This window comes from Bifidobacterium apousia, from assembly GCF_007559275.1.
Taxonomy (GTDB): Bacteria; Actinomycetota; Actinomycetes; order Actinomycetales; family Bifidobacteriaceae; genus Bombiscardovia; species Bombiscardovia apousia.
In genome coordinates, this window is record NZ_VMHK01000002.1 from 208,069 (window position 1) to 220,393 (window position 12,325).

Consider the following 12,325-nt stretch of genomic DNA (forward strand, 5'->3'; position numbering starts at 1 on the left):
CAACGTCCAAGACAGGGTCGCCAATATCACTGCAGACCAGGGTAAGGGCATCAAGCTTTACATGGGCAACTGCCTAGGTAACAGTCCCCACCCTCAGTGCAGCGGACCTGCTTCTTGGGTTGGCTGGAATGGTAATCCCCCTCTTTATGGTGGTCACCAGGCCAATTGGGGCATGGTAACGGATTATGGATTTCCTATAGGAGCCAATCCGGTTCCAGGAGTAGCGCCCCCCAAGTCCTTCTTTGTATACTGGTTCAATTTGCGTGGAAATAACAGCGCTGGTGGAATATGTTCCACGACCAACTCCTATTACTACCAATGGGTGGCGCAGAAGAATAGCCAATGGGTGCCTGTCGATGCGCTGACGCCTAAACCGGTGCTCGTAACTGGTCAGAAGCCAGCAGTAAACGGCTTGACCAGTTCCTGGGGTCTTCAATATCAGGTCAATGACAATACGGCTTACAACGTCGATCCGACTGACCCCAAGTATGCGAATACCACCAACGTGCTTTTTGCGACTGATAAGGATGGCCAGCCTATGCCTGCCCAGAAGGCTGATGGCGGGATTGATTTCAAAGAGGCCAAGGAGAAGCAGGATCTTGACGGTTATTTCAAACTAGTTACTTGGCCTGTCACTACTAATGCCGATGGCACCCAGTGCAAGCCGACGGCAAGCACTCCTGAAGTCACCACTAAGATATATGACCCTCAACAGGATAGCCTTGTTGGGATAACAGACGATATGTCTACAGCCCAGAAAAACACGAATCTGGATGCAGGATGGGCTATCGATACTGCCTTCTATAAGTATGATGTGCCTCGTCCCGATGATCCGACCATCACCAACATTCAGAATGACACCGATGGCTCCTTGAATGCCTCAGGAAGCGTCTATACCGGCAAGCTTGATCCGGTGGTCAGCGGTGAGTGCACTCCCTCCAAAGACGCCACGCATCCCAACACGGTTACTCTGTTCGGCGAGGATCCCGGCAATCCTTTCAAGGAGGAGCAGGGCAAGAGCAGTGATGACCTGGTGAAAAGCTCGGACTCCTGGGGGTTCAAGCTGGGAGAAACGGTGTGCAAGGTCGATCCTAAGAGCAAGCAGGGAGGGTCCTGGCAGATACAGGACACCAATAAGCAGTATCCATCGCCGGATCCAGGCAACAAGTATGACGGGTACAGGCGCTATCATGCCTGGGTGACCGAGTCCGCTTCCGGGTTCGGCCTGACCTCCTTCTTCTCGAATATAGGAACAGCCTATTTCGTCTCCAACGAGAATGCTCCGGATGGCAAGCTCTCCGTCACAGTGCCGCATACGAAAAACGGGATTCTACCGGCAAATTCGGTCGTCACCTTCCAGGGCTCGGTTTCACCTATATATACGGCCTGGTCCTCGGGAGGGCTGGGGATGACTGATTCCAGGATGGCCATTTCCATGAAACAGAACACTGCCTCGGACTGGACCAGTCTGGTGACCACTCCGGCCAACACCTTCCAGAGGGATGCGGCGGTCAATACCACGTCGCCTTCCGTCACTGACCCCACATCGGGCTCTGTGCTCAAGGTCGTCAAGACAGGGGCTTCGACCTGGTCCTGGACCTTGACCATACCTGCTGGCAGGTTCACCGGCTACAACGGTGACGATGAGACAGAGAAGTATACTTTCCAGGTTAAGATGATCAACCCTCTGAATGTCCCTTCGGATCCGGTTTCCACCAACCGGACGGTTGACATGACGCCGACCACGCTGACCTTGGAACGGTACGACGTCTTCCAGGTGGCGGGCAAGGCATATAAGTACGTCAATGGCAACACGAGGGTTCCTGAGACCAAAGGAACAGTGGTTCATGTAACCTGGCCCGGCAACAGCAGTACGGATGTTGTTGTGGGGAACCAGGGTTCATGGCAGGCGACTCCACCTGAGGGCATCAATCAGGGACGATTCACCGCTCAGGTTACCTCCGATGATGCTGAAAGCACTGATCCTCAAAGTGGCAGCTTCCAGGGAGGAAACGAGTCGGCTGCGGTGTCGCATGCGCTGGAATTCCGGCCCTCCACCTCATCCCTGCCCTTCGCTGGAGGATGGCCGCTTTCCGTGCTCAAGATCCTGTTGATGTTGATACTGGGTCTGGCCGGCTTTGTGGCCTGCCTAAGGAACAGGCAGGAGAGCCGATACTGATTCTCCGGCGGGCATAAGGCAGGGTCTGTGCTCATCTCCAAGGAATTTGGGGGTGAGGGCAGGCCCTGCTTGTGTTTCCTGTGAATGAGATTGGACTCGTGCCCAGACGTCTGAAGGCCACTGGTGGAAGAGTCGCTTGACAGAAGCGAACAGTCGACCTTTCCATGACAAAGTGGCCTCCACCTCCAACCCAGACCAGCCAGATGAAGACCATAAACTGTTGCGCAATACCGGTCGTGACACACCCTATCGGAATCCCGGATAATGCTTGCAATTCCAGTGCTCGTGGAGCATGTATGGAAAAAGCGAAGATGCTATTTTTTTATCGCTATGATAGAGTCGAAGTAATTGGGGACAGATTAAAAGAACAAAGTTTAGCCGCTCTTAAGCATAATTGTAACTTGATTTGGGGGTATTGTATTGAAGCGTTTGCAAGAACGGATCGCCAAGGGTTCGCAGCATGCGAGCCGTCCGATCATCGCCGTTCTGGTAACCCTTCTGGCGACGCTGGCCATGGTTGTTCCGTTGGGGCTGAGCGCCCTTTCGGCCAATCGGGCCAACGCCGTCGATAAACAGGACGAAACAGCCAGCAGAAAACCCCTGCTCTATAGGATGATGGCCTTCAACGACAGGATCGATGCCTACCAGGATGAGCTGCGCATGGACTTCATCCTGCGCGTGAAGCACAATGAATTTAATCCGGATTGCGTCGGTGTTGGTGGGACTGATACCAAAAATCCGTCACAATGCAATTTGTCTTTCATATATCAGTTTGTTGGTTCTGAAAATCCTGACTATTACAGACGCGTGCGGTATATGAACACTATTACCCCGGATGATTACGTAGACAGCAATAAAAATGCCAACGCTTATGATGGCGCCCTAGCCTGGGCCAGGAATCAGGATGAGTTCTTCACCGTTCACAAGATAATCAATTCTGGTTTGTATGACTACCTGACCATATCCATTGAGGGTGATATGAATATTAAGGATAAGTCTCCAGATCCCGCAAAATTTGCGGTTGGCGGTCACCCTGAGCCCTTGAATGTCTTTGCCATCGTTGGTGACCAGAATACCGCCCTGTCTTGCGGGAATTCTTCCTGGTCCTGGACTACCAATAACTGTACAAGCTTTGATCCGGCTTCCATGAGTGATTTACAGGCTCAGGATAGATATTCAAATATCACAGCGAGCATGTCCCAGGACAAACAGATGAAAGTGTATATGGGTTACTGCTTGGACAGCAAAGAGGATATGAAGTGCAGTGGCCCGTATTCCTGGGTCGGTTGGGACACCAACCCTAATCTCTATCAAAACAATCAAGCCAACTGGGGCATGGTGACGGATTACGGTTTTCCTGATTATAAGAGCAATGTTACTGGGCCAATCGCCGGTACTGCTCCGGGAACAGCTCCGGCACGGTCGTTCTTCGTGTACTGGCTGAATCCGCGTGGCAGTACAAATGACAATCCTGATGGCATATGTTCTGAGACCAGTTCCTATTATTACCAGTGGGTGGCTCTGAAGGATAGCGAGTGGGTGCCTGTCGATGAGCTGACCCCTGAGCCGGTTCTGGTGACAGGCCAGCAGCCGTCCCCCAATACGGCGACTACCACGACCAGCAAGGCGGCCCAAGTCAGTAAGTATTCCGCTTTCAACGTGAGTCCGAAGGATCCTCAATATCTCGACAACCCCAACGTGCTTTTTGCCACTGACAAGGATGGCAATCCTATGCCTGCTCAGAAGGATGATGGCGGGATTGATTTCAAGGAGGCCAAGGAGAAGCAGGATCTTGACGGTTACTTCAAGATGGTCACCTGGCCTGTTACCACCAATCGGGATGGCAGCGCTTGCACCGTCAGCCCTGAAGTGTACGACCCCAAGAGCGCTGGTCTTGTAGGGATAAACGATGGTATGTCCACCGTGGAGAAGGATACGAATATTTCTGCGGGGTGGACTATCAATACCGCTTTCTATAAGTATGACGTGCCTCGTCCTGATGATCCTACGATCACCAAGATCGAAAACGATGCTGATGCCGGTTTGGATGCTTCTGGAAGCGTGTATACGACCAAGCTTGAGCCGGTAATCAGTGGTGAGTGCATGCCCTCCAAGGATGCCGCGCGCCCCAACAAGGTCGTTCTCTACGGCGAGGATCCCAATAATCCCATTGTGGAGGGGCAGGGCACGAATGGCGATGACCTGGTGAAAGGGACGGACACGTGGGGGTTCAGGCTGGGCGAGACCGTGTGTGAGGTCGACACTGGCAGCAAACAAGGGGGTTCCTGGCGGATACAGGACACCAACAAGCTGTATCCGTCGCCGGATTCTGGCAACAAGTACAGCGGCTACAGGCGTTACCATGCCTGGGTGACTGAGTCTGTCTCCGGGTTCGGCCTGACCTCCTACTTCTCGAATATTGGCACGGCTTATTTCGTTTCGGGAGAAAACGTCCCGGATGCCAGCAAGTTCTCGGTCACGGTGCCCCATACGGTAAACGGGAGCCTACCGGCGGATTCGGTCGTTGTGTTCAGGGGTGAGGCGTCGCCTGTGTACACGGCCTGGTCCTCGGGAAGTCTGGGGATGACGGATTCGAGGATGGTCGTTTCCATGAAGCAGAATGCTGTCTCGGGCTGGACCAGTCTGCTGACCACTCCGGCCAACACCTTCCAGAGGGATGCGGCGGTCGGCGCTGTTCCTTCCGTCACTGACCCCACATCAGGCCTCACGTTGGATCTCACCAAGACAGCAGCTACCACTTGGACCTGGTCGCTGAACATCCCTGCTGATAAGTTCACTGGTTACAACGGTGACGACGAAACGCAGACATACACCTTCCAGGTTGAAATGGTCAACCCGATGAACCTCCGTTCGGGCCCAGCCTCTGTCGAGCGGACAATCGACATGACGCCCACCACACTGACCATTGACCGCCATGACGTCTTCCAGGTGGCCGGCAGGGCCTACAAGTATGTGGACGGGGACAGGAAGATTCCTGAGACCAAGGGGACCATGGTGCATGTGACCTGGCCTGACAACACTGGCACGGATGTGGCTGTGGGGAGCCATGGCATTTGGCAGGCGGTTCCTCCTGAGGGGATGAAGCAGGGGGATGTCGCCGTCCAGGTGCTTTCGGATGATGCCGAGGGCCCTGACGCGCAGGGCAGGTTCCTAGGCGGAAACCAGTCGGCCTCGGTGTCGCAGGAGCTGGAGTTCCGGCCTTCGACATCCTCCCTGCCGCTTACCGGCGGATGGCCGCTTTCCGTGCTCAAAATCCTGCTGCTGATAGCCCTTGGCCTGGTCGGCTTCGTGGCCTGCCTGAGGAACAAGCAGGAAAACCGCCACTGATCCCCGCAACGTAAGACAGGGCCTGTTCTTGCAGGCCCTGTTCTTAATTCCTGTGCGCGAGATGGGACTCGAACCCACACGTCCGAAGACACAGGAACCTAAATCCTGCGCGGCTACCATTACGCCACTCGCGCGTACGACATGCCCTGCCGTTGAAAGGTCAGCTGGTGAAAGAGCCACTTGACAGAATCGAACTGTCGACCTTCTCATTACGAGTGAGACGCTCTGCCAACTGAGCTAAAGTGGCCTTCGCCTCCCGTCCGGACCTGCCGGAAGAAGACAACATGCTATATCATACTGGATGCGCGCGATAAAAACGCCTTGAGCTTCGGGCCGAGGGTGTACAAGCTTCTTGACACAATGGAGGGCATGGATCTCAATGATTTCTATGCCGTCATTCCGGCCGGTGGCGTGGGCACCCGGCTCTGGCCATTGAGCCGACAGAACCGGCCCAAGTTCCTTTACGATCTGTTGGGGTCAGGCAGAACAATGATCCAAGGCACCTTTGACCGGCTGGCTGGCATCTGCGGGACCGATCATGTGGTCGTCTCCACTGGCCAGCGGCATGTGGATCAGGTGCGTCAACAGCTTCCTGATCTGGCTGAGGACGCGCTCTTCGCCGAGCCTGTTCCTCGCGATTCCACGGCGGCCATTGCCTTGGCGACTGCTGTGCTGGCACAGCGGCACGGCGGGGAAATCATCGTGGGCTCCTTCGCCGCCGACCACGTCATCCGAGACGACAAGGCGTTTGCGGCCTCAGTGGGGCAGGCGGTGGCAGCGGCCCGAGCCGGGTATGTGACCACCATCGGCATCGCCGCCTCCCGTCCCTCCACCGCCTTCGGCTACATCCACCAAGGCCCTTCCCTGGCCGATCGCATTCCCGGGGCCCCTGATGCCCGCCTGGTCAGCGAATTCGTCGAGAAACCGGATGCCTCTACGGCACAGGCCTACCTGTCAACAGGAGAGTATCGCTGGAATGCCGGCATGTTCGTCATGCAAGCGCAGGTGCTTCTGGACTGCCTGCGTCGTTACAAGCCGGAGCTCCACGCCGCCGTCATGGCCATCGCCCAGGTCTGGGATCAGGGTGAGCAGGCCCGCAGCCAGGCTATGGAGGAGCATTGGCCGGGCATCGAGAAGATCGCCTTTGACTATGCCGTGGCCGAGCCCCTATCGGCGGCTGGCGGCGTGGCGGTTGTTCCCGGGGGTTTCGATTGGGATGACATCGGCGACTTCAATTCAGTGGCGGGTCTGCTGCCGTCCTCCAACAGGCGCAACATCAAGATTCTTGGGGATGCCGACCGGGTCATGTATCTGGATTCCGCTGGAGACATGGTCGTGCCAGGCTCCGAACGCACGGTCGCCCTTCTTGGTGTGGATGACATGATCGTCGTCGACACTCCCGATGCTCTCCTGGTGGCCCCCCGGGCCCGCAGTCAGGAAGTCAAGGACATGGTGGCCAAGCTGGCCCAGTACGGCTGTGACGACATACTCTGAGAGCGATTCGGCTCAGTCAAGTAGATTGACTGATTTTGTTGTCTTCTGTCTGCTTTTGTGAGTAGTTTGGGGTACAGAACCGGGTGCTCGGTAGACCGGGCATCACCTCATGAAAGGACCCGAACAACCATGGCCATCAATCCTCCAGTGGACGCTACCAGCACCAAGGCCTGGGCGGCCTTGCACCAGCACTTCGACGACATGCAGCGCCAAGGGATCGATCTGCGCGCATGGTTCGCCAAGGACCCGCAGCGCACCGAAAAGCTCAGCTTCGAGCTGGGTGATCTCTATATTGATCTGTCCAAGAACCTGATTCAGCCCGAGACCCTGTCACTGCTGGCCCAGCTGGGCCGCGAGGTCGGCCTTGAGGAGCGTATCGAGGCCATGTTCAACGGCGAGCACATCAACAACACCGAGGACAGGGCCGTCCTGCACACAGCCCTGCGCCGTCCCGAGGAGGATCGCGGCCGGCTGATCGTGGACGGCCAGGATGTTGTCGGCGACGTCCGCGACACCCTCAAGCGCATCTATGCCTTTGCCGACCAGGTCCGCTCGGGCAGCTGGACCGGTCTGACCGGCAAGCGGATCACCACCGTGGTCAACATCGGCATCGGCGGCTCCGACCTTGGCCCGGTCATGGCCTACGAGGCCCTGAAGCCCTACGCGGATGCCGGCATCAGCGCCCGCTACATCTCCAACATCGATCCCAACGACCTGGCCGAGAAGACGCGCGATCTGGATCCGGAGACCACGCTCTTCATCATCGTCTCCAAGACCTTCACCACCCTGGAGACCCTGACCAACGCCCGCCAGGCCCGCGCCTGGCTCCTGAAGAGCCTGGGGGAGCGCGGTCTGCTGTCCAAGGACGGCGAGGACCTCTCGGCCGAGGCCATCCGTCGGCACTTCATCGCCGTCTCGACCGCACTGGACAAGGTGCGCGACTTCGGCATCGATCCTGACAACGTCTTCGGCTTCTGGAACTGGGTCGGCGGCCGGTACTCGGTGGATTCCGCCGTGGGCACCTCCCTGGCCATCACCATCGGCCCCGAGCGCTTCGAGGAGTTCCTCAAGGGCTTCAACACCGTCGATCGTTACTTCCGCGCCACTCCTCTGGATCGGAACGTGGTGGCCTTGATGGGCCTGCTCAACGTCTGGTATGTCAACTTCTTCGGCGCCCACTCGCACGCCGTGCTGCCTTATGACCAGTATCTGCACCGCTTCCCGGCCTATCTGCAGCAGCTGACCATGGAGTCCAACGGCAAGTCCGTGCGCTGGGACGGCACGCCGGTGACCAGCCTGACCGGCGAAATCTTCTGGGGGGAGCCCGGCACCAACGGCCAGCACGCCTTCTACCAGCTCATCCACCAGGGCACCCGTCTGATCCCCGCCGACTTCATCGCCTTCGCCAACACCCCCAATCCAGCCAAGGACGGGGACCAGGACGTCCATGAGCTCTTCCTGGCCAACTTCCTGGCCCAGACCAAGGCATTGGCCTTCGGCAAGACCGCCGACGAGGTCCGCGCCGAGGGCACTCCGGAGGCCATCGTTCCGGCCCGGGTCTTCACCGGCAACCGGCCCACCACCTCCATCTTCGGCGATGCGCTGACTCCGGCCGCCCTGGGCGAGCTGATCGCCCTCTACGAGCACATCACGCTGACCGAGGGCACGGTCTGGGGCATTGATTCCTTCGACCAGTGGGGTGTTGAGCTGGGCAAGAAGCTGGCCCGCGAGATCACCCCGGCCATCTCCCGGGATGACCAGGCGCTGGCCGAGCAGGACCAGTCCACCAAGTCCCTGATCGCCTTCTACAGGGCCCACCGCCGCTGATGTCATGCCGGGCCCCAGCGGGTCCGGTTGGTGGTATATTATTGGACAGTTGTTTGCCGGAAGGGCAGCTGCCGCATGGGCTCCCTTCCTTTCAGGTCCAGCCGGATGCTCCGGCGGATCGGCACCCCCGACGGCAGACCGTCGGGTTCCGTCAGGATCGCCTCCTTTGGTGGTTGCGGTCCATGTCATGGGTCGATGTGCGGCGGCCATGGAGGAACAGCATGAACGCGATTCAGGAATTTGACGCCAGCCACATGAAGCCTGCGGAGCAGATCCCAGACTTCCGCCCCGGCGATACCGTCGAGGTCAACGTCAACATCACTGAGGGCAACAACTCTCGTATCCAGGCTTTCACGGGCGTGGTGATCGCTCGTCAGGGCTCCGGCGTGCGCGAGACCATCCTGGTGCGCAAGGTCAGCTTCGGCGTGGGCGTCGAGCGTCGCTTCCCTCTGCACTCCCCGCAGATTGATTCCATCAAGGTGCTGCGCCACGGCCGTGTCCGCCGCGCCAAGCTCTACTACCTGCGTGGTCTGCACGGCAAGGCCGCCCGCATTGTCGAGCGTCGCGACAACAAGGCCGAGTCCAACAAGTAGGATTCAGCCAGGGCGACCCAGCCCAGGCCTGGCCGCTAACACCCGGGATGTAATGCTCCCGGGTTTTTCCATGCTTGGGTGTGTACGCTATGAGGCATGCGGAACCTTTTTGCGTGTGGGTTCCGGCGGATGACAAGGAGTGGATATGGCCTTTCGGGATGAGGAAGCGACCTCGTCGGGACTTTGGTATCCGGACGGCAGACAGGCCACCTCAGCCCCGGTGCCGCCCCGCCATGCCTTTGACCGCCCTGGCGGACGCGGCTCCACCAAGGGCAGCCACCCGCGTCTGGGCGAACGCGGTTTCCTGCCCGAGTTTCTGTTCGAGCTGGTTGCTCTCTTGGCTGTCGTCGCCGTCCTGCGCATATTTTTGTTCAGCATCTACGTCATCCCCTCTGGCTCCATGGAGAACACCCTTGGTGTCGGAGACAGAATCCTGACCACTCACCGGCTGACCAGGTCCATGATGGCCCCCCGTCGAGGGGATGTGGTGGTCTTTACTGACCCTGCTAACTGGCTAGGCGAAGAGTCCACTCCGAGCTTCCGCGGCAGTCACCTGGTAAAGCGCCTGATCGGCATGCCCGGCGACACGGTGGCCTGCAAGGGTCATGGCGCCCCAGTCACCGTCAACGGCGTCGCCTTGGATGAGAGTTCCTACCTGCGCCCAGGAGTGGAGCCCAGCTCCTTTGCCTTCAAGGTCAAGGTGGACCCTGGGTACGTCTTCGTCATGGGCGACAACCGTTCCAACTCCGCCGATTCCCGTCTGCACAAGGACGACGGCCACAATGGCCTGGTCCCCATGGACAACATCAAGGGCACTGCACTGCTGACCTACTACCCGGTGGGCAGCTGGAAGCTGCTCAACAACCAGCACAAGGTCTTCGACGCTGTGCCCGAGCCTACCCAGGACTGAACCGGCTATGAGGCGGATTCTGCCGACCCTGGCCACTGAGGCTGCCTTGGCTGATCAGGGAGCCGAGTATGTGCTGGGGCTGGATGAGGTCGGCCGCGGAGCCCTGGCGGGTCCGGCCATGGTCGGCGTGGTGGCGATCCGTTCCGCTGACCTGCCCCATTTGAAGGTCCCTGACGGGGTGGCGGATTCCAAGATGCTGACCCCTGCGCGTCGGCTGGCCATGTACCGTGACTTGGAGGACTGGGCTGCCGGCTGGGCGGTGGGGGCCTGCTCCAATCATGAGATCGATCAGTGGGGCATCGTCCACGCCCTGGGCATCGCTGCCCTGCGTGCACTGGCCGAGTTGGAGCATGGGATGAACCTGGGGGCAGACTGCAATCTGGCTGCCATCCTCGACGGTCCCCATGACTACATCACCCCGGCCGCCGACAGCTTTGACGCCCCCGACCTCCCGGTTTTGCCCGAGGTTTCCACCCAGGTCAAGGGTGATGCCCACTGTGCCAGTGTGGCCTGCGCAGCAGTCATCGCCAAGGTCACCCGTGACCAGCTCATGGTTCGGCTGGCTGCCTCCGATCCTGCCCTGGCCCCCTACCAGTGGGAGCACAACAAGGGCTATGGGTCGCCTGCGCATCTGGAGGCCATTCGCCGTCTGGGGCCCAGCCGTCTGCACCGGGTCAGCTGGCATTTGCCTTCATCCGATCCCGGCAGGGGCTAATATCGGAACGGTTGACACGGCTATCGTACGGCTATCGGAAGAAGGTCACATGCCCGCAGGCAGCGGGGGCAGGTCACGGTCCAAGCGCCCCTCCATGTTCGAGGTTGCCCGGCTGGCCGGGGTTTCCCACCAGACCGTGTCCAGGGTCATCAATAATTCCAAGGACGTCTCGCCGGCAACGCGGATCAAGGTCCAGCAGGCCATCAGGAAGCTGGGCTACCGACCCAGCAACTCTGCGCGGGCCCTGGCATCCAGCCGTAGCCGGACCATCGGACTGGTAGCCGGCGGTGTCAGTCTCTTCGGGCCTGTTTCGTCAATCACGGCCATCGAGACCGTGGCCCGTTCCCATGGGCTGTTCATGTCGGTCATGATGGTGGACGAGTCGGCCTGCACCCTTGCCGGATTCCAGGAACTCTGCGGCACCTTCCTGGAGCAGAATGTGGATGCCTTCATCTTTCTGACGCCCACTGACACCATGTTCCAGGCCGCCTGCCAGGTTGAGGTGAGCCAGCCTCGGGTCATCGTCACTTCCACTCATGGCATCACCAGCGTCGAAGAGGCTTTGAGCCGCCGACGGGGCGACGGTCAGATAGCCCTGACCGGAATCGACCAGTGGGGTGCCGTGCAGCGCCTGGCTCGGCTGCTGGTCTCTCGGGGCCACAGGCGAGTGCTCTATATGGCCGGTCCCGATCAATGGCGGGATGCCGCCACCCGACTGGCCTCCTGGAAGGTGGCCTGCGCCCGCTGCCGCATACGAACGGCCGTGGTCCACGCCCGCAGCTGGGAGGCCGGGGAGTCCTACACGCTGATGAACCACCTGATCGATCAGCGGGGCATGAGCGGCACCTCCCTGCCCTCGGCCGTGGTCACCGCCAACGACAACCAGGCCGTGGGCGTGGCCCGGTCCCTGAAGGAGCATGGCATCCGCATTCCCAGTGACATCAGTCTGGTGGGCTTCGACGACGTGCCTACGGTAGACAACATGTTCCCGCCGCTGGCCACGGTCCGTCCCCGCTTTGAGGATCTGGGGGTGGCCACCATGCGGCAGGTCCTGGCCCTGCTTCACCAAGGGCAGCCGGTGGATTTCCCGGTCACCCATCACGGCGTGGGGCTGATCCAGGCGGACGTGATTCAGCGTCGGTCCCTGGGCTACGCAATCAAGCGCCTCTGACCACTGTCGGCCCGCATCCCGCGGGCTTGCCTGATGCTCTGGACTCAGTTACAATCGGAACCAGACTATGTGAGCGTTAACATATCAG

8 protein-coding genes and 2 tRNA genes are annotated in these 12,325 nt (G+C 59.2%); 8 read left to right on the forward strand and 2 right to left on the reverse strand.

Annotated elements, in window-relative coordinates; all coding sequences use genetic code 11:
• Nucleotides 1-322 precede the first annotated feature (322 nt).
• On the forward strand, nucleotides 323-2,179 hold the full coding sequence (locus FPK30_RS08270) for a hypothetical protein (protein ID WP_260804401.1): 1,857 nt from the start codon (nucleotides 323-325) through the stop codon (nucleotides 2,177-2,179).
• A 1,515-nt stretch (nucleotides 2,180-3,694) separates the two neighbouring features.
• Nucleotides 3,695-5,527, forward strand: coding sequence for a hypothetical protein (locus FPK30_RS08275; protein ID WP_260804402.1), 1,833 nt, complete (start codon nucleotides 3,695-3,697; stop codon nucleotides 5,525-5,527).
• A gap of 53 nt (nucleotides 5,528-5,580) precedes the next feature.
• Here FPK30_RS08275 and FPK30_RS03685 read toward each other — a convergent pair.
• Nucleotides 5,581-5,661, reverse strand: a tRNA-Leu gene (locus tag FPK30_RS03685).
• 40 nt (nucleotides 5,662-5,701) lie between these two features.
• Nucleotides 5,702-5,774, reverse strand: a tRNA-Thr gene (locus FPK30_RS03690).
• Nucleotides 5,775-5,896: 122 nt separating this feature from the next.
• On the opposite strand from FPK30_RS03690, the gene FPK30_RS03695 reads away from it, so the two are divergent.
• The 6 genes from FPK30_RS03695 (at nucleotide 5,897) to FPK30_RS03720 (ending at nucleotide 12,237) form a co-directional block, all read left to right on the forward strand.
• Nucleotides 5,897-7,021, forward strand: a complete 1,125-nt coding sequence (locus tag FPK30_RS03695; RefSeq protein WP_144085343.1) for a mannose-1-phosphate guanylyltransferase — start codon at nucleotides 5,897-5,899, stop codon at nucleotides 7,019-7,021.
• A gap of 129 nt (nucleotides 7,022-7,150) precedes the next feature.
• Nucleotides 7,151-8,848, forward strand: a complete 1,698-nt coding sequence (gene pgi, locus FPK30_RS03700; protein WP_024627418.1) for a glucose-6-phosphate isomerase — start codon at nucleotides 7,151-7,153, stop codon at nucleotides 8,846-8,848.
• Between the two features lie 221 nt (nucleotides 8,849-9,069).
• Nucleotides 9,070-9,441, forward strand: coding sequence for a 50S ribosomal protein L19 (gene rplS / locus FPK30_RS03705; protein ID WP_024627419.1), 372 nt, complete (start codon nucleotides 9,070-9,072; stop codon nucleotides 9,439-9,441).
• A gap of 145 nt (nucleotides 9,442-9,586) precedes the next feature.
• Nucleotides 9,587-10,351: a signal peptidase I gene (gene lepB / locus FPK30_RS03710; RefSeq protein WP_144085344.1), complete on the forward strand. Its 765-nt coding sequence runs from the start codon at nucleotides 9,587-9,589 to the stop codon at nucleotides 10,349-10,351.
• A gap of 7 nt (nucleotides 10,352-10,358) precedes the next feature.
• A complete protein-coding gene (locus FPK30_RS03715) occupies nucleotides 10,359-11,066 on the forward strand; it encodes a ribonuclease HII (RefSeq protein ID WP_144085345.1) in 708 nt (235 codons plus the stop codon).
• Between the two features lie 49 nt (nucleotides 11,067-11,115).
• Nucleotides 11,116-12,237 (forward strand): LacI family DNA-binding transcriptional regulator, encoded by a 1,122-nt coding sequence (locus FPK30_RS03720; RefSeq protein ID WP_144085346.1) that lies wholly within the window; start codon nucleotides 11,116-11,118, stop codon nucleotides 12,235-12,237.
• Nucleotides 12,238-12,325 lie beyond the last annotated feature (88 nt).